This is a genomic window from Isoptericola sp. MSGPD8_1_ISO-PGPR-S23-394 (genome assembly GCF_058072785.1).
This window is the reverse complement of sequence record NZ_CM176517.1, coordinates 2,620,473-2,644,223: the sequence shown is the minus strand read 5'-3', so window position 1 is coordinate 2,644,223 and position 23,751 is coordinate 2,620,473. Positions and strand designations below refer to the sequence as shown.

Annotated in this window: 22 protein-coding genes; 16 read left to right on the top strand and 6 right to left on the bottom strand. The window is 73.2% G+C overall.

Annotated features, from left to right (window positions below; all coding sequences use genetic code 11):
* Window positions 1–16 precede the first annotated feature (16 nt).
* The 4 genes from AC3RJ8_RS12210 to sdhC are packed head-to-tail and all read right to left on the bottom strand — an operon-like array spanning window position 17 to window position 3,528.
* Entirely contained in the window at window positions 17–787 is a 771-nt protein-coding gene (locus tag AC3RJ8_RS12210; protein ID WP_489712882.1) for a succinate dehydrogenase iron-sulfur subunit, read from the bottom strand.
* On the bottom strand, window positions 787–2,622 hold the full coding sequence (gene sdhA, locus AC3RJ8_RS12205) for a succinate dehydrogenase flavoprotein subunit (RefSeq protein WP_489712881.1): 1,836 nt from the start codon (window positions 2,620–2,622) through the stop codon (window positions 787–789). Before sdhA ends, AC3RJ8_RS12210 begins: the two co-directional genes overlap by 1 nt.
* Before the next feature lie 58 nt (window positions 2,623–2,680).
* Window positions 2,681–3,133, bottom strand: coding sequence for a succinate dehydrogenase hydrophobic membrane anchor subunit (locus AC3RJ8_RS12200; protein WP_489712880.1), 453 nt, complete (start codon window positions 3,131–3,133; stop codon window positions 2,681–2,683).
* Window positions 3,133–3,528: a succinate dehydrogenase, cytochrome b556 subunit gene (gene sdhC, locus AC3RJ8_RS12195; RefSeq protein WP_407318598.1), complete on the bottom strand. Its 396-nt coding sequence runs from the start codon at window positions 3,526–3,528 to the stop codon at window positions 3,133–3,135. Before sdhC ends, AC3RJ8_RS12200 begins: the two co-directional genes overlap by 1 nt.
* A gap of 154 nt (window positions 3,529–3,682) precedes the next feature.
* Here sdhC and AC3RJ8_RS12190 point away from each other — a divergent pair, with 154 nt between their 5' ends.
* The 15 genes from AC3RJ8_RS12190 to AC3RJ8_RS12120 all read left to right on the top strand — a co-directional run bounded on the left by AC3RJ8_RS12190 (window position 3,683) and on the right by AC3RJ8_RS12120 (window position 19,465).
* On the top strand, window positions 3,683–4,801 hold the full coding sequence (locus AC3RJ8_RS12190) for a mannose-1-phosphate guanylyltransferase (protein WP_489712879.1): 1,119 nt from the start codon (window positions 3,683–3,685) through the stop codon (window positions 4,799–4,801).
* The gene (locus AC3RJ8_RS12185) at window positions 4,798–6,018 is read left to right on the top strand and encodes an amidohydrolase (protein WP_489712878.1); all 1,221 of its coding nucleotides are present in this window, start codon (window positions 4,798–4,800) and stop codon (window positions 6,016–6,018) included. Before AC3RJ8_RS12190 ends, AC3RJ8_RS12185 begins: the two co-directional genes overlap by 4 nt.
* Before the next feature lie 122 nt (window positions 6,019–6,140).
* On the top strand, window positions 6,141–7,235 hold the full coding sequence (locus AC3RJ8_RS12180) for a BMP family lipoprotein (protein ID WP_489712877.1): 1,095 nt from the start codon (window positions 6,141–6,143) through the stop codon (window positions 7,233–7,235).
* A 113-nt stretch (window positions 7,236–7,348) separates the two neighbouring features.
* Complete coding sequence (locus tag AC3RJ8_RS12175; protein WP_489712876.1) at window positions 7,349–8,872, top strand: ABC transporter ATP-binding protein; 1,524 nt, start codon at window positions 7,349–7,351, stop codon at window positions 8,870–8,872.
* The gene (locus AC3RJ8_RS12170; protein ID WP_489712875.1) at window positions 8,869–10,230 is read left to right on the top strand and encodes an ABC transporter permease; all 1,362 of its coding nucleotides are present in this window, start codon (window positions 8,869–8,871) and stop codon (window positions 10,228–10,230) included. Before AC3RJ8_RS12175 ends, AC3RJ8_RS12170 begins: the two co-directional genes overlap by 4 nt.
* Window positions 10,227–11,522, top strand: a complete 1,296-nt coding sequence (locus AC3RJ8_RS12165; RefSeq protein ID WP_489712874.1) for an ABC transporter permease — start codon at window positions 10,227–10,229, stop codon at window positions 11,520–11,522. The genes AC3RJ8_RS12170 and AC3RJ8_RS12165 overlap by 4 nt, the downstream gene beginning before the upstream one ends.
* Before the next feature lie 2 nt (window positions 11,523–11,524).
* Window positions 11,525–11,929 carry a cytidine deaminase gene (locus AC3RJ8_RS12160; protein WP_489712873.1) on the top strand — a complete coding sequence of 135 codons (405 nt, stop codon included), beginning with the start codon at window positions 11,525–11,527 and terminating at the stop codon, window positions 11,927–11,929.
* The gene (locus tag AC3RJ8_RS12155) at window positions 11,926–13,221 is read left to right on the top strand and encodes a thymidine phosphorylase (RefSeq protein ID WP_489712872.1); all 1,296 of its coding nucleotides are present in this window, start codon (window positions 11,926–11,928) and stop codon (window positions 13,219–13,221) included. Before AC3RJ8_RS12160 ends, AC3RJ8_RS12155 begins: the two co-directional genes overlap by 4 nt.
* A 13-nt stretch (window positions 13,222–13,234) precedes the next feature.
* Window positions 13,235–14,107 carry a hypothetical protein gene (locus AC3RJ8_RS12150; RefSeq protein ID WP_489712871.1) on the top strand — a complete coding sequence of 291 codons (873 nt, stop codon included), beginning with the start codon at window positions 13,235–13,237 and terminating at the stop codon, window positions 14,105–14,107.
* 19 nt (window positions 14,108–14,126) lie between these two features.
* Window positions 14,127–14,363 (top strand): hypothetical protein, encoded by a 237-nt coding sequence (locus AC3RJ8_RS12145; protein WP_489712870.1) that lies wholly within the window; start codon window positions 14,127–14,129, stop codon window positions 14,361–14,363.
* A gap of 18 nt (window positions 14,364–14,381) precedes the next feature.
* Window positions 14,382–15,476 carry an adenosine deaminase gene (locus tag AC3RJ8_RS12140; protein WP_489712869.1) on the top strand — a complete coding sequence of 365 codons (1,095 nt, stop codon included), beginning with the start codon at window positions 14,382–14,384 and terminating at the stop codon, window positions 15,474–15,476.
* Window positions 15,473–16,216 (top strand): deoxyribose-phosphate aldolase, encoded by a 744-nt coding sequence (gene deoC, locus AC3RJ8_RS12135; protein ID WP_489712868.1) that lies wholly within the window; start codon window positions 15,473–15,475, stop codon window positions 16,214–16,216. The genes AC3RJ8_RS12140 and deoC overlap by 4 nt, the downstream gene beginning before the upstream one ends.
* A 21-nt stretch (window positions 16,217–16,237) precedes the next feature.
* A complete protein-coding gene (locus AC3RJ8_RS12130) occupies window positions 16,238–16,900 on the top strand; it encodes an ABC transporter ATP-binding protein (protein ID WP_489712867.1) in 663 nt (220 codons plus the stop codon).
* The gene (locus AC3RJ8_RS12125; protein ID WP_489712866.1) at window positions 16,897–18,612 is read left to right on the top strand and encodes a hypothetical protein; all 1,716 of its coding nucleotides are present in this window, start codon (window positions 16,897–16,899) and stop codon (window positions 18,610–18,612) included. Before AC3RJ8_RS12130 ends, AC3RJ8_RS12125 begins: the two co-directional genes overlap by 4 nt.
* 49 nt (window positions 18,613–18,661) lie before the next feature.
* Entirely contained in the window at window positions 18,662–19,465 is an 804-nt protein-coding gene (locus tag AC3RJ8_RS12120; RefSeq protein ID WP_489712865.1) for a siderophore-interacting protein, read from the top strand.
* Window positions 19,466–19,478: 13 nt separating this feature from the next.
* On the opposite strand, the gene AC3RJ8_RS12115 is transcribed toward AC3RJ8_RS12120, so the two are convergent.
* Together AC3RJ8_RS12115 and AC3RJ8_RS12110 are read right to left on the bottom strand one after the other, a co-directional pair.
* The gene (locus tag AC3RJ8_RS12115; RefSeq protein WP_489712864.1) at window positions 19,479–21,326 is read right to left on the bottom strand and encodes a phospho-sugar mutase; all 1,848 of its coding nucleotides are present in this window, start codon (window positions 21,324–21,326) and stop codon (window positions 19,479–19,481) included.
* Between the two features lie 10 nt (window positions 21,327–21,336).
* Window positions 21,337–22,188, bottom strand: a complete 852-nt coding sequence (locus AC3RJ8_RS12110) for a purine-nucleoside phosphorylase (RefSeq protein WP_489712863.1) — start codon at window positions 22,186–22,188, stop codon at window positions 21,337–21,339.
* Between AC3RJ8_RS12110 and AC3RJ8_RS12105 the strand changes: the two genes are divergently transcribed.
* Window positions 22,187–23,695 (top strand): NAD(P)H-quinone dehydrogenase, encoded by a 1,509-nt coding sequence (locus tag AC3RJ8_RS12105; RefSeq protein ID WP_489712862.1) that lies wholly within the window; start codon window positions 22,187–22,189, stop codon window positions 23,693–23,695. The two genes, AC3RJ8_RS12110 and AC3RJ8_RS12105, sit on opposite strands and share 2 nt — an antisense overlap.
* The last annotated feature ends 56 nt before the right edge of the window (window positions 23,696–23,751 follow it).

The window sequence follows — 23,751 nt, the reverse complement described above, 5'->3', positions numbered from 1 at the left end:
CGAGCGGACGAAAGATTCAGAAGGCGCGGGTGATCATCGCCCGCTTGACCTCCTGGATCGCCTTGGTGACCTCGATGCCGCGCGGGCACGCCTCGGTGCAGTTGAAGGTCGTGCGGCAGCGCCACACGCCCTCCTTGTCGTTGAGGATCTCCAGGCGCTGGGTGGCGCCCTCGTCGCGGGAGTCGAAGATGAACCGGTGCGCGTTGACGATCGCCGCCGGGCCGAAGTACTGCCCGTCGGTCCAGAACACCGGGCACGAGGACGTGCACGCGGCGCACAGGATGCACTTGGTGGTGTCGTCGAACCGCTCGCGGTCGGCCTGGGACTGGATGTTCTCGCGGCTCGGCTCGTTCCCGGAGGTGATGAGGAACGGCATGATCTCGCGGTAGGAGGCGAAGAACGGCTCCATGTCGACCACGAGGTCCTTGATCACGGGCAGACCCTTGATGGGTTCGACCGTGATCGGCTTGTCCGGGTTGACGTCCTTGAGCAGCGTCTTGCACGCGAGCCGGTTGCGGCCGTTGATCCGCACAGCGTCCGAACCGCAGACGCCGTGGGCGCAGGAGCGCCGGAACGTCAGCGAGCCGTCCAGCTCCCACTTGATCTTGTGCAGCGCGTCCAGGACCCGGTCGGTGCCGTGGGCGGTGACCGTGTGCTCCTCCCAGTACGCCTCCGCCGAGACCTCCGGGTTGAACCGACGGATCCTCAGGGTGACGTCGAAGGAGACCACGGCACCGGACTGGCCTTCCGGAGCGGTGCTGGCAGTGTCTTCAAGAACAGCAGTCATCAGTACTTCCGCTCCATCGGCTCGTAGCGCGTCTGGGTCACGGGCTTGGACCCGAGGACCACCTTGTAGTCCCCGAAGTCCTCGACGTGGTCGAAGTAGCCCTCGACGTGCCCGTCGGCGGCGTCGGGGGCCGACGTCGGACGGCGGTACGCCATCGTGTGCAACATGTAGTTCGTGTCGTCGCGGTCCGGGAAGTCCTCGCGGTAGTGGCCGCCGCGCGACTCGCGGCGGTTGAGCGCCGCCACGACCGTCACCTCGGCGATGTCCAGCAGGAAGCCCAGCTCGATCGCCTCGAGGAGGTCCGTGTTGAACAGCGTGCCCTTGTCCTGCACGGACACGTTGCGGTACCGCTTCTGCAGGTCACGGATGTCGGCGGCGGCCTGCTCCAGCGACTCCCGGGTGCGGAACACCTGGGCGTTCGCGTCCATGGTCTCCTGCAGCGCCTGGCGCACCTCGGCGACCCGTTCGCCCTCCGGGCGGTCCCGCATCTCGGCGAGCTGCGCCTCGACACGGGCGGTGGGGGCCTCGGGGACCGGCAGGTGCTGCTCGACCGTCTGGGCGTACGCCGCCGCGGACCGGCCGGAGCGCTTGCCGAAGACGTTGATGTCGAGCAACGAGTTGGTGCCCAGGCGGTTCGACCCGTGGACCGAGACGCAGGCGACCTCGCCGGCGGCGTAGAGGCCCTTGACGACGTTGTGGCCGTCGCGCAGCACCTCGCCCTTGATGTTCGTGGGCACCCCGCCCATGGCGTAGTGCGCCGTCGGGTAGACCGGGACGGGCTCCGTGTACGGCTCGATGCCGAGGTACGTCCGCGCGAACTCGGTGATGTCCGGCAGCTTGGCGTCGATGTGCGCCGGCTCCAGGTGGGTCAGGTCGAGGAGCACGTAGTCCTTGTTCGGCCCGGCGCCACGCCCTTCGCGCACCTCGTTGGCCATCGACCGGGCGACGATGTCACGCGGTGCGAGGTCCTTGATGGTGGGGGCGTAGCGCTCCATGAAGCGCTCGCCGTCGGCGTTGCGCAGGATGCCGCCCTCACCGCGAGCCGCCTCGGACAGGAGGATGCCGAGCCCCGCGAGGCCTGTGGGGTGGAACTGGAAGAACTCCATGTCCTCCAGCGGCAGCCCGCGGCGGTAGGCCAGGGCCATGCCGTCACCGGTGAGGGTGTGGGCGTTCGACGTGGTCTTGAAGATCTTGCCCGCCCCACCGGTCGCGAAGATGATCGCCTTCGCCTGGAAGACGTGGATCTCGCCGGAGGCCAGGTCGTAGGCGACCACGCCGGTCGCGTTGACCTCGGCGCCGTCCTCGATCTGCTCGCTCGTCAGGTCGTGGTCGGTGAGCAGGTCCAGCACGTAGAACTCGTTGAAGAACTCGACGTCCTGCTTCACGCAGTTCTGGTACAGCGTCTGGAGGATCATGTGCCCGGTGCGGTCCGCGGCGTAGCAGGCGCGGCGCACCGCGGCCTCGCCGTGGTTGCGGGTGTGCCCGCCGAACCGGCGCTGGTCGATCCGCCCCTCGGGCGTGCGGTTGAAGGGCAGCCCCATCCGCTCCAGGTCGAGCACCGCGTCGATGGCCTCCTTGGCCATGATCTCGGCGGCGTCCTGGTCGACGAGGTAGTCGCCGCCTTTGATGGTGTCGAAGGTGTGCCACTCCCAGTTGTCCTCCTCGACGTTCGCCAGGGCGGCGCACATGCCGCCCTGTGCGGCGCCGGTGTGGGAGCGCGTCGGGTACAGCTTGGAGATGACCGCGGTGCGGGCCCCCTTCGAGGCCTCGAGCGCCGCGCGCATGCCGGCGCCGCCTGCGCCGACGATGACGACGTCGTACTGGTGGGTCTGCATCGGTTCCGATGCCTCCTGCGGCGAGTGGTGGATCAGCGGGCTGGGGGGATGCCTGGGCTCAGGCCGAGCAGAACGACGCGAGCAGCTCGGCCGGGGCGTCCGCCGGGCACGGGTCGAACGTGAAGATCACGAGCGTGCCGAGCACGACGGTGAACGTGAAGGACACCAGGAGCAGGCTCTTGAGGATCCCGCGCGTGACGTCCCGCTCGGCGTAGTCGTTGATGATGGTGCGCACACCGTTGGTGCCGTGGATCAGGGCGAGCCACAGCATGGCCAGGTCCCACATCTGCCAGAACGGGCTGGCCCACTTGCCGCCCACGAAGGCGAAGTCGATCGCCTTGACGCCGTCGCCGACCATGAGGTTGACGAACAGGTGGCCGAAGACGAGGACGACCAGCAGCACGCCAGAGGCCCGCATGAAGACCCACGAGTACAGCTCGTAGTTGCCGCGGGTGGTCTTGCGCCGCGCGTAGGGGGACCGGGGCGTCGGGATCGAGGTCTGGGTGCTCATCAGTGGCCTCCGAAGACGTTCATCAGGTGGCGGGGCAGGAAGCCGGCCATCGTGACCACGCAGAGACCGAGGACGACCCACAGCATGACCCGCTGGTACCGGGGGCCCTTGGCCCAGAAATCGACCAGCGCCACGCGGATGCCGTTGAAGGCGTGGAAGACGATGGCGGCCACCAGGCCGGCCTCGCCCAGCCCCATGATCGGCGTCTGGTACGTGCCGATGACGGCGTTGTACGCCTCGGGGGAGACCCGCACGAGTGCCGTGTCCAGCACGTGCACGAGCAGGAAGAAGAAGATGAGCACGCCGGTCACGCGGTGCGCGACCCAGGACCACATGCCTTCTCGGCCGCGGTAGAGCGTGCCAGCGGGAGCAGTCGGCACGGGGGGAGCCTCCATTGGCGGATGCGGGCGGGTTACGTGAAGACACTGTAGTGACACCGGGTCGCGAACGGGTCACGGAGTGTCCGAAAACGGCGTCTCTGTGCGGTTTCTGTGACACATTCCACAGGCTTCGTGTCGGTCGGCGGGAGCGCGTCACTATGCTGCGGACATGCCCTCCTCTGCCATCCCCGGATTCCACGCCGTCGTCCCGGCGGGAGGTTCCGGCACCCGGCTGTGGCCCGTCTCGCGCGCCGACCACCCGAAGTTCCTGCACGATCTCACGGGTTCGGGGCGCACGCTGCTGCAGGGGACGGCCGACCGGCTGGCCCCGCTCACCGGCGAGGACGGCATCGTCGTGGTCACCGGCCGGCGGCACGTCGACGCCGTCCGCGAGCAGCTCCCCGGCCTGGGCGCCGACCAGGTGCTGCCCGAGCCGTCCCCGCGGGACTCGATGGCCGCGATCGGGCTCGCCGCCGCCGTGCTGGAGCACCGCGTCGGCGACGTCGTCCTCGGCTCCTTCGCCGCCGACCAGATGGTCACGGGCCGCCCGGAGTTCGAGCGGTCGGTGCGCGAGGCGGTGGAGGCGGCCCGCGCCGGGTACGTGACCACGATCGGCATCGCCGCGTCGCGCCCGTCGACGGCCTTCGGGTACGTCCGCGGCGGGGCGCCGCTCGGGGTCGATGGCGCACCGAGCGCCGTCCACGTGCGGGGCTTCACCGAGAAGCCCGACGCGGGCACGGCGCGCGAGTACCTGACGTCGGGGGAGTACCGCTGGAACGCGGGGATCTTCGTCGCGAGCACCGGGGTGCTGCTCGGCCACCTGGCGGAGCAGCGGCCTGCGCTGCACGACGGCCTGCGCCGTGTCGCGGAGGTCTGGGACACCTCGCGACGGGACGAGGTGCTGGCCGAGGTGTGGCCGGGCCTGGAGAAGATCGCCATCGACCACGCCGTCGCGGAGCCGGTGGCGGCGGCCGGTGGGGTCGCGATGGTGCCGGGGTCGTTCGGCTGGGACGACGTCGGGGACTTCAACTCGCTCGCGGCCCTGCTGCCGGCGGACGACGACGCGGGCTCCAAGGTGCTCGGCGACAGCGCGGACGTCGTGCGTGTGCAGAGCGCGGGGTCGGTGGTCGTCCCGGCCGGCGGGCGCACGGTGACGCTGCTCGGGATCGACGACGTCGTCGTCGTCGACACCCCGGACGCCCTTCTGGTCACGACTCGCGCGCGCGCCCAGCAGGTGCGGCGGATGGTGGACGCCGTGCGCGACCACGGCCGTGAGGACCTGCTGTGAGCGGCGCACCCGGCCGAGCGGCCGCCGCCCGGCTCGACGCGGTCGTCGCCGGCCTGGAGGACGAGCTGGTCGCGGTGCGGCGCGACCTGCACGCCCACCCGGAGATCGCGCGCGAGGAGGTCCGGACCACGGCGGTGCTCGCCGACCGACTGCGGGCGGCTGGTCTGCGTCCCCGGCTGCTCGAGGGCACGGGGCTCGTGTGCGACGTCGGCCCCGACGTCCCGGGCCGCGGCCGGGTGGCCCTGCGCGCCGACATCGACGCGCTGCCGCTGGACGACCTGTGCGGCTGCGACTTCGCCTCCACGGTGCCGGGCGTCGCCCACGCGTGCGGCCACGACGTGCACGCCGCCGTGGTGCTCGGCGCGGGGCTCGCGCTGGCCCGCCTGGACGCCGAGGGCCTCCTCGAGGTCGGCGCGCGCCTGATCTTCCAGCCCGCCGAGGAGACCATGCCGGGCGGTGCGCACGACGTCATCGCCCAGGGCGTGCTCGACGGCGTCGAGCGGATCGCGGCGGTGCACGCCGAGCCGAAGCTCGACGTCGGGCGCGTCGGCACGCGCATCGGCCCCATCACCTCGGCGTCCGACCTCGTCACCGTGACCCTCTCCTCGGGAGGCGGGCACACGTCGCGCCCACACCTGACCGGTGACGTGGTCTACGCGCTCGGCCAGGTGATCACCCAGGTGCCCGCCGTGCTGGGCCGGCGGCTGGACCCGCGCTCGGGGGTGAACCTCACGTGGGGCGCCGTCGAGGCGGGGCACGCGCACAACGCCATCCCGATGTCGGGCGTCGCCAGGGGCACCCTGCGCTGCCTGGACGTGCGTGCGTGGGAGAAGGCGGGTCAGGTCCTGCACGACGCCGTCGAGCAGGTCGTGGCCCCCTACGACGTCGACGTGAGCGTGCACCACGTCCGCGGCGTGCCGCCGGTCGACAACGACGCCGAGGTGACGGCGCGGCTCGAGGAGGCCGGCGCCGCCGTCCTGGGCGACGACGGCGTGGTCCTGACCGAGCAGTCGCTCGGCGGCGAGGACTTCGCGTGGTACCTGACGAAGGTGCCGGGTGCGATGGCTCGCCTCGGCACGGCGACCCCCGGCGGGCGCCGCTACGACATCCACCAGGGTGACCTGGTCGTCGACGAGCGGGCGATCGGTGTCGGCGCCAGGTTGCTGGCTCGTTTCGTCCTCGGGCCGCAGCCGTCGCCGCACGTACCGCTTCGGTAACGACTCGGCCACGGGAGGTCCTGACAGCATCGGGAACGCCGAGCGGTGGTTACGCTTGCCGTCTCTGATCGTGAGACGGGCGTGCGCCCGCCCTCACCCACCCTCATCGACAGGAGTGACAGGTGAAGAGAGCCATCCAGCTCACCGCCCTCGCCGGTGCCGCCGCGCTGACCCTCGCGGCGTGCGGCTCGGCCCCCGAGGAGACCACCGGGGAATCGACCGAGACCGCTGCGGCGGAGTCCGACTTCACGACCTGCATCGTCTCGGACGAGGGCGGGTTCGACGACAAGAGCTTCAACCAGCTCAGCTACGAGGGCGCCAAGAAGGCCGCCGACGAGCTGGGCGCGGCGTTCCGCGAGGTCCAGTCGCAGTCGGAGACCGACTACGAGCCCAACGTGCAGTCGCTCGTGGACCAGGGCTGCAACGCCATCGTCGCCGTCGGGTTCGCGCTGTCGCCGGCCACGGTCGAGTCCGCGAACTCCAACCCGGAGACCGACTACATCCTGGTCGACGACGCCGCGGACAACGACTTCGACGGCGAGAAGGACGCGGAGAACGTCAAGCCGCTGCTCTACAACACGGCCGAGGCGGCGTTCCTCGCCGGCTACCTCTCGGCGGGATATTCGGAGGCGGGCAAGGTCGGCACGTTCGGCGGCCAGCCGTTCCCGACCGTCACGATCTTCATGGACGGCTTCAAGCAGGGCGTGGAGCACTACAACGAGGTCAACGGCGCCGACGTCGAGGTCATCGGCTACGAGGGCGGCGAGGACGGTGCCTTCACGGGCGGGTTCGCGGCCAACGAGACCGCGAAGACCACGGCCAAGAACATCCTGGACCAGGGTGTCGACGTGATCCTGCCCGTCGGTGGCCCGATCTACCAGTCCGCCATCGCCGCGATCGAGGACTCCGGCCGCGACGTCGCGCTCGTCGGCGTGGACGCCGACTTCTACGAGACGGACCCGACCACGCAGCCGTACGTGCTCACGTCGATCCTCAAGAAGATGGACGTCTCCACCTACGAGGCCGTGCTCTCGTCCGGCGAGGGCTCCTTCGACCCGGAGGCCTACGTCGGCACCTTGGAGAACGAGGGCGTGGGCCTGGCCCCGCTGCACGACTTCGAGGACAAGGTCGACCCGGAGCTCGTGACCGAGGTCGACGATCTGCGGCAGCAGATTATCGACGGCGAGCTCGAGGTCACGTCCTACCTGGACCAGTGACCGCGGACTGAGTTCGACCGCCGTGGCGGCGGGACACGGGGTCCCCCCGTGTCCCGCCGCCACGTCCGGCCTAGGCTGACCAGGGGATCGTGAGGAAGGGTGGACGCACCGCGATGAGGCTCGAGCTGCGAGGCATCACCAAGCGCTTCGGTGCGCTGGTGGCCAACGACCACATCGACCTGGTGGTCGAGCCCGGGGAGATCCATTGCCTCCTCGGTGAGAACGGGGCGGGCAAGTCCACCCTGATGAACGTGCTCTACGGGCTCTACTCGGCCGACGAGGGCGAGATCGTCCTCGACGGCGAGGTCCAGGACTTCGCCGGTCCCGGGGACGCGATGGCAGCCGGCATCGGCATGGTCCACCAGCACTTCATGCTGGTGCCGGTGTTCACGGTCGCCGAGAACGTCATGCTCGGGCACGAGGAGACCCGGGGCGCGGGGGTGCTCGACCTGGAGTCCGCGCGTGCCGCCGTGCGCGACACCGCAGCCCGCTTCGGCTTCCACGTCGACCCCGACCAGCTCGTCGAGGACCTGCCCGTCGGCGTCCAGCAGCGCGTGGAGATCATCAAGGCGCTGAGCAGGGACGCGCGCGTCCTCGTCTTCGACGAGCCGACGGCGGTGCTCACCCCGCAGGAGACCGACGAGCTCATGATGATCATGCGTCAGCTCCGCGACGAGGGCACCGCGATCGTCTTCATCACCCACAAGCTCCGCGAGGTCCGCGAGGTCGCCGACCGCATCACCGTCGTCCGGCACGGCAAGGTCGTCGGCGAGGCGGAGCCCACGGCGTCCGACAACGAGCTCGCCGCCCTCATGGTCGGGCGCGCCGTCGAGCTGACGGTCCACAAGGAGCCCGCCCGCCCGCGCGACAACGCGCTGGACGTGTCGGACCTCGTCGTCGCCCAGCCCGACGGCCAGGTGGTCGTCGACGGCGTCAGCTTCACCGTGCGCGGTGGTGAGGTGCTGGTGGTCGCCGGCGTCCAGGGCAACGGCCAGACCGAGCTCACCGAGGCGATCCTCGGCCTCCAGGAGAACGTGACCGGTTCCGTGAGGCTGGACGGTGCGGAGCTGGTCGGACGGTCCGTGCGCCAGGTGCTGGACGCCGGGGTCGGGTTCGTGCCCGAGGACCGCAGCACCGACGGGCTGGTCGGCGAGTTCACCATCGCCGAGAACCTGGTGCTGGACCGGACCGACGGGCCGCCGTTCGTGCGCGCCGGGTCGCTGCAGCTCGCTGCCCGCGACGAGTTCGCCCGTGAGAAGGTGCGGCAGTACGACGTGCGCACGACGGGTATCGACCTCCCGGTGGGCCGGCTCTCCGGTGGCAACCAGCAGAAGGTCGTCCTGGCGCGTGAGCTCTCGCGAGACCTGCGCCTGTTCGTCGCTGCGCAGCCCACGCGTGGCGTCGACGTCGGCTCCATCGAGTTCATCCACCAGCAGGTCGTGGCGACCCGGGACGCGGGCATCCCCGTGGTCGTGGTCTCCACGGAGCTGGACGAGGCCGTGGCGCTCGCCGACCGGATCATGGTCATGTACCGCGGCAAGGTGGTCGGCATCGTCCCGGCGGGCACCCCCCGCGACGTGCTCGGCCTGATGATGGCCGGCATCGCGCCCGAGACCAGCGAAGGAGACGCCGCGTGAGCGACACGCCGAAGCGCTCGCCAGAGTCGTCCGAGGACCCCCTCGACGAGCAGCTCGAGCAGGTCGACCCGGCCGCCGAGCCGGGGCTGGCCGAGGAGCTCCAGCAGGAGCGCGCCCGGGAGGTCGGGACGGTCGACCAGGAGTTGGACGACCGGTGGCAGGACGCGCTGCGCCGGATCGCCTCGGGAGGCTGGGCGGTCTCGCTCGGCGCCGTGCTCCTCGCGGTCCTCGCCGGGTCGCTGATGATCGTGGTCACCGACGAGGCCGTCCAGGACGCGGCCGGGTACTTCTTCTCCCGGCCGGCCGACACCTTCGCCGCGGTCGGGCAGGCTGTCAGCGGTGCGTACTCCGCCCTGTTCCAGGGCGCCGTCTACAACTTCCGGGCGGACACCTTCGCCGCCGGGATCAGGCCCCTGACCCAGACGCTCACCAACGCCACGCCGCTCATCGCGGCGGGGCTGGGCGTGGCCATCGCGTTCAAGGCGGGGCTGCTCAACATCGGTGGTCAGGGCCAGATGCTCATGGCAGCCAGCGCGGCCGGCTGGATCGGCTTCGGCGTGACCGGCGTTCCCTTCCCCCTGCACCTGATCCTGGCCGTCGTGGCGGGCATGCTCGCCGGTGCGCTCTGGGCGGGCATCGCCGGTCTGCTCAAGGCGCGCACCGGTGCCCACGAGGTCATCGTGACGATCATGCTCAACTACGTCGCGTACTACCTCTTGTCGTACTTCCTCGCGACACCCGGGCTCATGCAGGCGCCGGGCTCCGGGAACCCGCGGACGCCCCCGATGCAGGAGTCGGCCATCCTGCCGCCGCTCCTGGGCGAGCGTTACCCGCTGCACTGGGGCTTCGTCCTCGCGCTGGTGGCCGTCGCGGTCGTGTGGTGGATCCTGAACCGTTCGGCCGTGGGCTTCTCCTACCGCGCCGTCGGAGAGAACGCGCGAGCCGCCCGGGTGGCGGGCATCGACGTCTCCCGCGCAACCGTGTCGGTGATGCTGGTGGCGGGTGCGCTCGTCGGCCTGGCCGGCGTCTCGCAGGTGCTCGGCACCTCGACCACCGGCTTCGGCGCCGACATCGACGCCGGGATCGGCTTCGACGCCATCACCGTCGCACTCCTCGGGAACTCCAACCCGATCGGCGTGCTGGGTGCCGGCATCCTCTTCGGTGCCTTCAAGGCCGGCGGTTCGGCAATGCAGGCCGCCGAGGGCATCCCGATCGAGATCGTGCTCGTCGTCCAGTCGCTGATCGTGCTGTTCATCGCCGCGCCACCGCTGGTGCGGGCCATCTTCCGCCTGCCGCAGCCGGGCAAGGCCTCGAAGAAGAAGCGGCCGACGACGGCCGCGAAGGAGGTGTCGGCATGACCGCACCCACCGTCGGTTCCGCACCCGCCGAGGCGCAGGACGCTCCGCGCCGGGTCAGCACGGTCTCCCGGAAAACGACCGTCGCCCTGGGCGTGGTCCTGGCCCTCTACGCCGTGCTCCTGCTCCTCGTGCCGCACGAGGGCAGCGCGCGCTTCGCGCTGTCGACGCCCAGCGACTTCTTCCAGATCCCGGTCTACGTCGTCCCGGGGATGCTGACGGCCTGGCTGTGCGGGGCGCTCGCCGCCGTCCTCGTGGTCGTCTCCGCGATGGCCACCGGTGCCCGCCGGAGGACGCCGCCCTGGGTGGTCGGCCTGTACTCCGCGGCGCTGCTGATCGGTTTCCTCGCCTGGGCCGCGGCGGGTAGTCCGCGGGACCTGTCGGTCGTCGGGCTGCTGGGTGGTGCGCTGGTGCTGTCGGTGCCGCTGGTCTACGGCGCCATGACCGGTGTCATCGGCGAGCGCTCGGGCGTGATCAACATCGCCATCGAGTCCAACCTCCTGGCCGGGGCGTTCACCGCCGCGGTCGCCGGTTCCCTGACCAACAGTCCGTGGGTCGGACTGATCGCCGCGATGGCCGCCTCGGCCCTCGTGTCCCTGGTCCTGGCGCTGTTCTCGATCACCTACCGCGTCAACCAGATCATCGTCGGTGTGGTGCTCAACGTGCTGGTCATCGGCCTGACGAGCTTCTTCTACTCGCTCGTGCTCGTGCCGAACACCGAGGCCCTCAACGCCACGACGCGGTTCGAGCGCATCCCCATCCCGCTGCTGGACCGCATCCCCGTCATCGGTCCGGTCCTGTTCGACCAGACGATCGTCGTCTACCTGATGTACCTCATGGTCCCGGGCGTGTGGTTCGCGCTCTTCCGCACGCGGTGGGGTCTGCGCCTGCGGGCCGTCGGGGAGCACCCCCGCGCGGCGGACACCGTCGGCATCGGGGTGCTCCGCACCCGCTACCGGGCCCTGCTGGTCGCCGGCGCGATCGGCGGCATGGGCGGGGCCTTCTACACCGTGGTGTCCATCAACCAGTTCAACCGCGAGATGACGGCAGGAGCGGGCTTCATCGCGCTGGCTGCGATGATCTTCGGCAAGTGGAACCCGATCCGTGCGGCGCTGGCCGGCCTGCTCTTCGGGTTCGCGACCAACTTGCAGAACGTGCTCTCCGTGGTGGGCTCCCCGGTGCCGAGCCAGTTCATGCTGATGCTGCCGTACATCGTCACGCTGTTCGCGGTGGCGGGTCTGGTGGGCCGGTCCCGGCCGCCGGCGGCGCTGGCGACCCCGTATACCAAGGAGTAGCGGTGGCCCCGCACGAGCTCGTCGTGGACTGGGACGCGCTGCGTTCCGCCGCCCGTGACGTCTCCCGGCGTGCCTACGTCCCGTACTCGGGCTTCCCGGTCGGGGCGGCGGCCTACGCCGACGACGGCCGGCTGCTGGTCGGGTGCAACGTGGAGAACGCGGGCTACGGCGTGACGCTCTGCGCCGAGTGCTCGCTGGTCTCCGCGCTCGTCACCGGCGGCGGAGGCCGCCTGACGGCGTTCACCTGCGTGGCCGGGGACGGCGAGCTCCTGACCCCCTGCGGCCGGTGCCGCCAGCTCCTGTGGGAGCACGGCGGAGCCGAGCTGCTCGTCGAGACGCCACGCGGCGTCGTCACCATGGCCGAGATGCTGCCCCAGGCGTTCGGCGCGGAGGACCTGAACCGATGAACGAAGCCTTCGACGTCGTGGACGTCATCCGGACCAAGCGCGACCGGTCCCCCTTGACCGCCGCGCAGATCGACTGGGTCGTGGACGCCTACACGCGCGGCGCCGTCGCTGAGGAGCAGATGTCGTCCCTGGCGATGGCGATCCTGCTCAACGGGATGAGCCGCGACGAGGTCGCCGGGTGGACGCGGGCCATGATCGACTCCGGCGAGCGGATGGACTTCTCCGGGCTGTCGCGCCCGACGGCGGACAAGCACTCCACCGGTGGGGTGGGCGACAAGATCACCCTGCCGCTGGCCCCGCTCGTCGCGGCGTTCGGGGTGGCGGTCCCGCAGCTCTCGGGCCGCGGCCTGGGGCACACCGGGGGCACCCTGGACAAGCTGGAGTCGATCCCGGGCTGGCGTGCCGCCCTGAGCAACGACGAGATGCTCGCCCAGCTCGAGGACGTCGGCGCCGTGATCTGTGCGGCGGGTGCCGGACTGGCGCCGGCGGACAAGAAGCTCTACGCGCTACGGGACGTCACGGGGACGGTCGAGTCGATACCCCTCATCGCGAGCTCCATCATGTCCAAGAAGATCGCCGAGGGCACGGGCGCGCTGGTGCTGGACGTCAAGGTCGGTTCCGGGGCCTTCATGAAGGACGCGGATCAGGCGCGGGAGCTGGCCCGCACGATGGTCGCGCTGGGCACCGACGCCGGGGTGCGCACGGTCGCGCTGCTGACGGACATGTCCGTGCCGCTGGGCCGCACGGCGGGCAACGCCCTGGAGGTCCGTGAGTCCGTCGAGGTGCTCGCCGGCGGCGGCCCGGCCGACGTCGTCGACCTCACCGTGGCGCTGGCCGTGGAGATGCTGGACGCCGCGGGCCGGCCCACCGGCGAGGACGAGGTCCGCGCCGCGCTCGGCGACGGCCGGGCGATGGACGCCTGGCGTCGGATGATCAGCGCCCAGGGCGGCGACCCGGACGCGGAGCTGCCGGTGGCCGAGCACACCGAGACGGTGCGCGCCGACCGCGACGGCGTGCTGGCCGAGCTCGACGCCTACGCCGTGGGCGTGGCGGCGTGGCGTCTCGGCGCGGGGCGCTCGCGCAAGGAGGACCCCGTGCAGGCGGGCGCCGGTGTGGAGATCCATGTCCGTCCCGGCGAGCAGGTCGTCGCCGGCCAGGCCGTCATGACGCTGCACACCGACACCCCGGAACGGTTCGACCGAGCCCGGGCAGCGCTCGAGGACGGTTGGCGGGTCGCGCCGTCGGGCACGTCGGTGCCGCGGCGACCGGTCGTCCTCGACCGGATCCACTGACACGGCGCACACGGTGCGGGGGCGGCACGACGCGCAGCGGCTGACCGACGTGCTGGAGGCCGTGGGGCTGTTCTGCGGCCCCGTGCCGCGGCTGCCCGCGGGCGCGCGCACCGCGCCGCACGTCCCGTACCCCGTGGAGACCGCGCTGCGGGGCATCGACCCGGTGGTCCGCGCGCGTGTGCTCGACCCGCTCGGACGGGCCCAGGCGGCCCCGCGCCCCGGTCGGCCGGTGCCCGTGCTCCTGCCTGAGCTGGTCGGTGCCGCCCGGCCGGGCGCGCGGCCCACGCTGCTCGCCCCCGAGGCGCGCCAGGTCGACGAGACCACGTGCGGGGCGGCGGTGCTCGCGATGCTCCGCCTGGCGGGCGACCCGGCGGCAACGCTCGCCCTCGCCCGGGACCCCCGTGGTGCGGGGCACGGGTTCGCCGCGCTGCAGCGCGCCACCCAGGCCCGCACCCGGCGGGTCTGGCCCCGGCGCCTGGGCACCCCGCCGTGGGGTGCGGCGCGCGCCGCGCGGTACGGACCGGTGCGCTACACGCACCGGGTGGTGGGGAGCCAGGAGCCGTCCACGGGGCCGCGGGCCGTGCTGCGCGCGGCCGTCGACGCGGCGTCGGCAGGGATCCCGGTGCCGCTGTACACCGGTGGAGACCTCGGTCACGGCGCGACGACGGCGGTCCCGCGGCACGTGGTCCTCCTCACGGCGGTGCGGACCGGCGCGACTGGCCCGACGGCGACGCTGTACGAGCCGTCGTCGGGCGCGCTGCACGCCCTGCCGGTCGGCGCGCTGCGGAGCGTCGACGGGGCACCGGGGATGCGGGCGAGCCGCCGACGGGCGCTCGGTGGCTGGCCGCACGTCGTGTGGGCGGTCCTGCCTCGCGAGGAGCGGTGATCGGCGCCAGCATGGATGCATGAGTACGACACCGTCCGACGCCTGGCGTGACGCCGGCCTGGAAGCGCCCGACGAGACCACGAGCCTCGTGGAGGAGGCGAGGGCGACCGACCCCGTCCCCGAGCACGAGGCAGAGACCGACGAGTACCGGCCCGACACGCCGCGCCCCGACCTGGACGGGGAGGCCGCGGAGGCCGACGTCGCCGAGCAGGCGAGCATCGTCCCCACCCCCGACGAGGACCCGGACACGGCCTGAACCGGTAGGTTGGGGCCCATGACGCAAGCCCTCCTCGACGCGATCCCCGACCTTCCCAAGGTCCTCCTCCACGACCACCTCGACGGCGGTCTGCGCCCGCAGACGGTGCTCGAGCTGGCCGCCGAGGTGGGCCACGAGCTCCCGGCCGACGACGCCGAGTCGCTGGGCACCTGGTTCCGTGACGCCGCTGACTCCGGGTCGCTGCCGCGCTACCTCGAGACGTTCGACCACACCCTTGCGGTGATGCAGACGCCCGAGGCGCTCGCGCGGGTCGCGAAGGAGGCCGTGCTGGACCTGGCCGCCGACGGCGTCGTGTACGCCGAGCAGCGGTGGGCGCCCGAGCAGCACCTGGGGCGGGGGATGAGCCTGCCGGAGACGGTCGAGGCCGTGCAGGCGGGGATCGACGAAGGGGTGCGCGAGGCGGCGGCCACGGGACGGACCATCCGCGTCGGCCAGCTCGTCACCGCCATGCGGCACACGGACCGGTGGATCGAGATCGCCGAGCTGGCGGTGGCCTACCGCGGCGCCGGGGCCGTCGGCTTCGACATCGCCGGACCGGAGGACGGGTTCCCGCCGGACCGGCACGCCGAGGTGTGGCGCTTCCTGGCCGAGCACAACTTCCCGACGACGATCCACGCCGGCGAGGCCGCCGGGCTGGAGTCGATCGCCCAGGCCGTGCACCTGGGGCAGGCCGACCGCATCGGTCACGGTGTGCGCATCGCCGACGACATCACGGTGGACCACGAGGCCGGCACCGCCGAGCTCGGTGAGCTGGCCCACTGGGTCCGCGACCACCAGATCGCCCTCGAGGTCTGCCCGGTGTCGAACCTGCAGACGGGCGCCGCGACGTCGATCGCCGAGCACCCCATCACCCGGCTCAAGGAGCTGGAGTTCGCGGTGACCCTCAACACCGACAACCGGCTGATGTCCCGCACGTCGATGTCGCACGAGATGCGACGGCTCGTCTCGGAGGCGGGCTGGACCATCGACGACCTCGCGGACGTGACCCTCACGGCGGCGTGGAGCGCGTTCATGCACCACGACGAGCGCCGTGACCTCGTCGACGAGCTGATCCTGCCCGGCTACCAGAAGATCGAGGGGGCTGTCCGATGAACGCCGAGGACGTGACACCGACGGTGCCGACGACGCCCGACGAGCTGGCCCGCTACGTCGACCACACCCTGCTCAAGCCCGAGGCGACGTCGGCCGACGTGACGGCGCTCGTCGAGGAGGGCGCCGGGCTCGGCGTCTTCTCCGTCTGCGTCTCGCCGACGTTCGTGGCGCACGCCGCCGAGACGGCGGCCGGGCGCCTCGCCGTCGCGACCGTGTGCGGGTTCCCGTCGGGCAAGCACGCGAGCGACGTCAAGGCGGCCGAGGCCGCCCGTGCCGTGCTCGACGGCGCCGACGAGGTCGACATGGTCATCGACGTCGGGGCCGCCAAGGCCGGCGGGTTCGACCTGGTGCAGGCCGACGTCGCGGCCGTGCGGGCCGCGGTGCCCGCCGACAAGGTTCTCAAGGTGATCATCGAGTCCGCCGCGCTGGACGACGAGGAGATCGTCGCGGTGTGCCGGGCCGCGGAGACCGCGGGTGCGGACTTCGTCAAGACCTCCACGGGGTTCCACCCGGCCGGGGGTGCCACCGTGCACGCCGTGGGGCTGATGGCACGGACGGTGGGTGGCCGGCTCGGGATCAAGGCGTCCGGCGGCGTGCGCACGCTCGACAGCGCCCTGGAGATGATCGCGGCGGGTGCCACGCGGCTCGGGCTGTCCGGTACGGCGGCCGTCCTGGCGGGCTTCGACGACGACGGTGGCGCGGTGCGCGACGCGGCGCCCCGGGGCGTCGGCGGGTACTGACCGGCTGCTAGCGTCGGCGCCATGACCAGCGCCGACCCGGAGGACCTGCTCGTCGACGTGCACGAGGCCACGCGCACGCACGGCAGCGTGCAGGTCCTCGACCCGACGTCCCTGCTTCTCCGCGCGGGCGAGGCCGCCGCCGTCGTGGGCGCGAACGGCAGCGGCAAGTCCACGCTCCTGCGGCTCGTGGCGGGCACCGACGAGCCGACGTCGGGCCGGGTGCGCACGCTGGGTCTGCCGGCCGGGCGAGCCCGGTTGCGCCGCCGCGAGGACATCACGCTCCTGCTCGGCGGGTTGCCCACCTACCGCGACCTGACCGTGGCAGAGCACCTGCGCCTCGTCGGCTCGGCCTGGGCCGGTCGGCACACGCTGCCCGACGTGGACGACGTCCTCGCCGAGGCGGAGCTGGACCGCGTGCGCGACCAGTTTCCCTCCGAGCTGTCCTCGGGGGAGGGGCAGCTGTTCGCGCTGGCGACCACGCTGTATCGGCCCGCCCGGCTCGTCCTGCTCGACGAGCCCGAGCAGCGCCTCGACGCCCGGTGGCGCGCCGTCGCCCGCCGCCTGGTGGGGCGGGCGCTCGACGAGGGGCGCACCCTGCTCGTCGCCACCCACGACGGTGACCTGCGTGACGACGTCGCGGCCCGCGGCGCGGTGGTCGAGCTGTCGGCACCGGGTCGGCGATGAGCGGCATCGCCGACGCCGAGGCCGACGACACGCAGGCCGACGGCGGCGAGGCCGCGGAAGTGCTGCGGGTGGCCTACCCGCCGTGGCGGCGGTGGATGACCCGGGTGCGCCGGCGTTCCGCGCTCGCCCGCGCGACGGCCGACGGCGGTGACGCCGGTGAGCGGGTCTACCTCGTCTACGGCGTCGTCCTGCTCGCGCTCGTCTACGGGCCGATCCTGTGGTCGGCGCTGGCCCGGACGGGGCTGCCCCTGGGGCAGCGCGAGACCGTGGCGGCGGTGGGCCGGTGGAGCTCGGGCGCCTTCGACGCCCTCGTCGTGGTGGGGCTTTGCCTCGGGGGTCTGGTGTGCCTGCTGGCGGTCGCGGCGGCCCGGGCCGGCGGACCGCTGTGGACCAGCCCGCCCGAGGCGACGTTCGTGCTCGCTGGTCAGTTCCCGCCGGTCGTGGTGCTCCGGCGGCGGGCCGTGCTGCTCGTCGCGGGTGCGGCGGTGGTCGCCGGCTTCGTGGCGTCGGCCGTCGTGGCCGGGGCGCTCGGTGTGGTCCGGGGTGCCGAGCCGGTGCACGGGGCGACCCCGCTCGACGTCGCCGGCTGGGTGCTGGTCGCGGCAGTCGCGGTCCAGGTGCCGTTGATGCTCGGCGTGGCGGCACAGTGTCCGCGGTGGCGCCCGCGGGCCCTGCAGGCCGCCGGGGTGCTGGTCGGGCTCGGCGTGCTGGCGCCCGTGCTCGAGGTCGTCTCTCCCCGGCTGCGCGCCGTCGTCGGCAGCGCGTGCCTCGACGTGGCCGGCGGGACGGCGTGCTCCTTGGCGACCGGACCTGGGGCGGGCCTGCTGGGGATCGCCGGCGCGGCGGCGGTGGTCAGCGTGTGGGTCGTGCTGCGCGTGCTGCCGGCCGAGATCGACGTCGACGCGACCGCGTCGGCCCAGCGCAGCACGGTGGCGACCTCCCAGGCGTTGGAGGCGGGGGAGGCCTCCGGGATGGCGGAGCTGCTCGGTCCGCGCCGCCTGCGCGCCCGCCGCCGGACCCTCTGGGCGCCGCTGCTGCGCCGGGCGCCGCTCGTGGCGCGCGACCTGCTGGGTGTGCGACGTCGGCTCGGGGCCGTCCTGGGCTCCGTGCTCGCCGGGGCCGGGGGCACGCTGCTCGTGCTCCTGGGTGTCCCCACCGGCGGCCCGGGCTCCTCGTTCGCCGTCGTCCTGGGGACCGTGGTGCTGTACGCCGCGTCGGCGGCCTGGGCGGGCGGGCTGCGCGACATGGCGTCCCAGCCCCGGCCCGGCGGCCTCCTGCCGGGGGGCGTCGGGCGTGTCGTGGGCGGGCACCTCGTGGTGCCCACGCTGCTCGGGGCCGTGTCCGTCGCGGCGGGCCTGGGGCTCGCCGTACTCGGCGGTGTCGCGGGGCTGCCCGGCGACGGGGCGACCGCACTGGTGGCGGCCGGGTGCGCGGGGGTGACCGCCCTCGCGGTGCGCTGCTGGGTCGCCGGGGCGACGACCGTCCCGGCCGAGCTCTTCACGCCGGTGAGCGCTCCGGGGGGCGGGGACGCCTCCACCCTGCTGGTGGTGGCCTGGTTCGTACGCGGGTGGCTGACGGTGGCCGCCTTCGCGTGGACCCTGCACGCCGCAGCGGGTGCGGGCCTGGTGGTGCTGCTGGGCGCCGGGGCGCTGGTCCTGCTGGCGGCCGTGTGGTGCGTGCGTTCCACCGTCCGGCGGCTCGGACGGGCCTGACGGCGGAGGGCGTGGCCAGCGACCCGGGAGGAGGTTAGGCTTACCTACGATGACTGGCCCCACCGAGCGTCGCGACAGGTCTCCCCGTCGCCAGCGCACCCCGCACCACGCCACCGTCTCCGCCGTCCGGTGGCTGACCCCGCACATGGTCCGGCTGACCCTCGCCGGCGAGGACCTGGACGCGATCGAGCGCCCCGCCGCGACGGACCTGTACCTCAAGCTGGTGGTCGGTCCGCCGCCGGCCCCGGACGCTCGCCCGGTCGTGCGCAGCTACACGGTCCGTGCCGTCCGCGACGGCGAGTGGGACGTCGACTTCGTCGTCCACGGCGACGAAGGCCTCGCGGGGCCCTGGGCCGCGCAGGTCCGCCCCGGTGCGGACGTGACGTTCCTCGGCCCCGGCGGCACCTACGCCCCCGACCTCACCGCCCCCTGGCACCTGTTCGTCGGGGACGACGCGGCGCTGCCCGCCATCGCCGCGTCGATCGAGTCGTTGCCCGCCGGGACGACGGCGCACGCCGTCGTCGAGGTGCCCGGCCCGGCCGACGAGCAGCCGATCGACACGGCGGCGGACCTGCGCCTGACGTGGGTCCACCGCGGCTCCGCCGACCTGGTCGAGACCGTACGGGCCGCGCACGCCGCGGGGGAGCTGCCCGCCGGCGCCCCCCACGCGTTCCTGCACGGCGAGGCGTCGTGCGTCCGGGAGCTGCGCCGGTGGGTCCGTGCCGAGCTGGGCGTGGGCACGGACCGGCTGTCGGCGTCCGGCTACTGGCGCCGCGGGCACGACGACGAGGCGTGGCGCGCCGTCAAGGGCGAGTGGAACGCGGCCGTCGCCCAGGACGACGCCGCCCTCTGACGCCGGCCCGGGCTCACGAGAGCCCGAGGGCGCCCGCCAGCTCGGTCTTGAGCGCGTCGAGACGCTCGTGCGCGGCGACCCGGGCCTTGCCGACCTGGAGCGGGGGCGCGTCGGACGGGACGGGCGAGACCACCTCGAGGTAGCACTTGACCTTGGGTTCCGTACCGGACGGCCGCACGATGACGCGCGTGTCGTCGTCGGCCAGCAGGAGCATCCCGTCCGTGGGCGGCAGGCCGTCGTAGCCGTCCGACAGGTCGGCGACCGTCCGCACCGGTGACCCGCCCAGCGACGTCGGCGGCGCCGAGCGCAGGCGGGCCATCGTGGCCGGGATCTGCGCGAGGTCGTCGAACCGGGCGGACAGCTGGTCGGTCACGCACAGGCCGTGCGCGCGCGCGACGTCGTCGAGCGCGTCGACCAGGGTCCGGCCCTCCGCCTTGAGCCGGGCCGCCAGCGACGCGACCACGACGGCGGCACTGATGCCGTCCTTGTCGCGCACGTGCCCCGGGTCGACGCAGTATCCGAGAGCCTCCTCGTAGCCGAACACGAGGCCCGGTGTGCGCGAGATCCACTTGAAGCCCGTGAGCGTCGTCGCGTGGGCGACGCCGGCCGCTGCCGCGAGGCGTCCCAGCAGCCGGGAGGAGACCACCGAGGAAGCGACCGTGGCGCCGTCGGGAGCCACGCCGCCGGCGCCCTCGGCGACCGCACGCCGCACGGCCTCCGCCCCGAGGAGCGCCCCGACCTCGTCGCCGTGCAGCATGCGCCACCCGCTCGACCGCGCGGTCTCGACCCCCAGGTGCGTGCCCTGGGTGACGTCCAGCACCGCGACGGCGCACCGGTCGGCGTCGGGGTCGTTGGCGATCACCAGGTCCGCACCGGTGTCCACGGCGAGGCCGAGCGCCATGTCGAGCGCGCCGGGCTCCTCCGGGTTGGGGAACGACACCGACGGGAAGTCCGGGTCGGGGTATCCCTGCTCCTCCACAGGGACCACCTGCGAGAACCCGGCGTCCGCGAGGGCGCGGGCGAGCGTGCGGCCGCCGACGCCGTGCAACGACGTCGTGACCACCCGGAGCCGGTCGGCGATCTCCGGGGCCGTCGCCGTGCTCGCGCCGACGCCGCGCACGGAGGCGAGGTAAGCGTCCACCACGTCGTGCCCGAGCACCGTCCAGCCGTCCTGCGCACGCGGGACCTCGTCGGCGGGACCGGCCGCGGCGATCCGCTCGGCGATCAACGCGTCGTGGGGAGGGACGATCTGGGCGCCCTGACCGGCGTCCGTGACGACCCGTCCGCCGAGGTAGACCTTGTAGCCGTTGTCGGCGGCCGGGTTGTGGCTCGCGGTCACCATGACGCCGGCGTCGGCCGCCAGGTGCCGCACCGCGAACGCGAGCACCGGCGTCGGCAGGGGACCGGGCAGCAGCATCACCTCGGCGCCCCCGGCCACCAGCACCGCCGCGGTGTCCCGGGCGAAGGTGGCCGACCGGTGCCGCGCGTCGTACCCGACGACGACCCGCGGCGACGTGCCGTCGGTCACGCCACCCAGCGCGTCGCCCAGGTAGGCCCCCAGGCCCGCGGCCGCGGCGATCACGACCGCGCGGTTCATCCGGTTCGGCCCCGACGCCATCGCCCCGCGCAGCCCGGCGGTGCCGAACTGCAGGGTTCCCGCGAAGCGGTCGCGCAGCTCGGCCAGCGCCGTGGGGTGCCGGGCGCCGTCGTCGGCGGTCGCGTAGCCGACCAGGCGCGTGAGCTCGTCGACGTCGTCGTCGTCCACGTCGTGCCGCATCCAGGCCTCGACCCGGTCCAGCAGCGCGTCCAGGGGTTCGTCCAGGGGGGCGTCCGCCGGCGCGGCCTTCGGCTGTTCGCTCATCACGCCCTCCTCAGAGCGACTTGACGATGTTGGCGAGCAGGGCGCTGATCCGTGGGCCGGCCGCCTGCCCCGCCGCGAGGACCTCCTCGTGCGACAGCGGCTGCGGCGAGATCCCGGCCGCCAGGTTCGTCACGAGGGAGACGCCGAGCACCTCCATGCCGGCGTGCCGCGCCGCGATCGCCTCGAGCGTGGTCGACATGCCGACCAGGTCGGCGCCGAGGATCCCGGCCATCCGGACCTCGGCCGGCGTCTCGTAGTGCGGCCCGGGGAACTGGGCGTACACGCCCTCCGGCAGCTCGGGGTCGACGGAGCGCGCGAGCTCGCGCAGCCGGGGCGAGTACAGGTCGGTGAGGTCGACGAACGTCGCGCCCTCGAGCGGGGAGGTCGCCGTGAGGTTGAGGTGGTCGCGGATCAGCACGGGCTGGCCGGGCCGCCACGCCATGTGCAGGCCGCCGCAGCCGTTGGTGAGCACCACCGACTCGCAGCCGGTCGCTGCCGCGGTGCGTACCCCGTGCACCACGCGTCGCACCCCCCGCCCCTCGTACAGGTGCGTCCGGCCCCCGATGACGAGGGCCTGACGCGTCGAACCGTCGGGACGCTCGACCCGGATCGACCGGGTCGTCGAGGCATGACCGATGACGGCCGCCTTCGCGAACCCGGGGATCTCGTGGGTGGGCAGCTCGGCGACCACGTCGCCCACCAGCTCGGCCGCACCGCCCCAGCCGGAGCCGAGGACGAGCGCGACGTCGTGCCCGGCCACCCCCGTCGCCTCGGCGATGTGGTCGGCGGCGGCGCGCGCGACGTCGAACGGGTCGGTCCTCGGGTCGTCGAGGTCCGGCGTCGTAGCAGGTGTGGTGCTCATGGACCCGAGACTATCCCTGCCCGCGAGGACCTGCCGGTGCTGCCACAATGGCACCGTGCCTGCCGAGAACACCATCCCCGCCGGTCCCAACCGCTCTGTCGTCGTCGTCGGCGGCGGCCCCGGAGGCTACGAGGCCGCCCTGGTGGCGCGTCGTACCGGTGCCGACGTCACCATCGTCGAGCGCTCCGGGCTGGGCGGCGCCGCCGTCCTGACCGACGTCGTCCCCTCCAAGACGCTCATCGCCACGGCCGAGTGGCTGACCATCGCCGAGTCGGCGCCCGAGCTGGGCATCCGCACCGGGGGCACCGTCACGCCGGGCGACGACCCGGACGCCCGACGCTCGCTGGTCGACCTCCAGGCCGTCAACAAGCGTGTGCTGGCGCTCGCCGCCGCGCAGTCCGACGACATCCGCGCCCGCATGGACCGCGAAGGGGTGCGCGTCGTCGACGGCAGCGGTCGCCTGGACGGTCCGAGCCGGGTCGTCGTGTCCCCGTCCGACGGCGGCGCGGAGGTCACGCTCGAGGCGGACATCGTCCTGCTGGCCACCGGGGCGACGCCGCGCACCCTGCCCACGGCGGAGCCGGACGGCGAGCGGATCCTCACCTGGACCCAGCTCTACAACCTGGCCGAGCTGCCGGAGAAGCTCATCGTGGTCGGTTCCGGCGTCACGGGTGCGGAGTTCGCCGGCGCCTACCTCGCGCTCGGTTCCGAGGTCGTGCTGGTCTCCTCGCGCGACCGGGTGCTGCCCGGGGAGGACGAGGACGCCGCCGAGCTGCTCGAGGGTGTCTTCCGCAGCCGCGGGATGACCGTCATGTCGCGGTCACGGGCCGCGTCGGCCGCCCGCACGGACACGGGGGTGACGGTGACGCTCGAGGACGGGCGCGTCGTCGAGGGGTCGCACGTGCTCGTCGCCGTCGGCGGGGTGCCGAACACGGAGGGGCTCGGGCTGGCCGAGGCGGGCATCGACGTCACGCGCTCGGGGCACATCGAGGTGGACAAGGTCTCGCGCACGTCGGTGCGCGGCGTCTACGCCGCCGGCGACTGCACCGGGGTGCTGCCCCTCGCGTCGGTCGCGGCGATGCAGGGCCGGGTCGCCATGGCCCACGCCCTCGGTGACGCGGTCGCGCCCCTGCACCTCGGCAACGTCGCGGCGAACATCTTCACGGCTCCGGAGATCGCCACGGTCGGCTACTCCGAGGAGGCGCTGCGCTCCCAGGGATCGCGCTACGTGACCACCACGCTGCCCCTGGCCCGCAACCCGCGCGCGAAGATGCACGGCGTGCACGACGGGTTCGTCAAGCTGTTCGCGCACCCGGAGGCGGGGATCGTCCTCGGGGGCGTCGTCGTCGGGCCCCGGGCCAGCGAGCTGATCTTCCCCGTGACCCTGGCGGTGTCGCACCGCCTGACCGTGGACGACGTCGCCGAGACCTTCACGATCTACCCGTCGCTGTCCGGGACGATCGGGGAGGCGGCGCGGGTGCTGCACGGCCAGCTCACCCCGCGCTGACCGCAGGCGGCGCCCGCTCTGTGCGGGTGCCGCTCCTTCCGGGCGGACACGCCGAG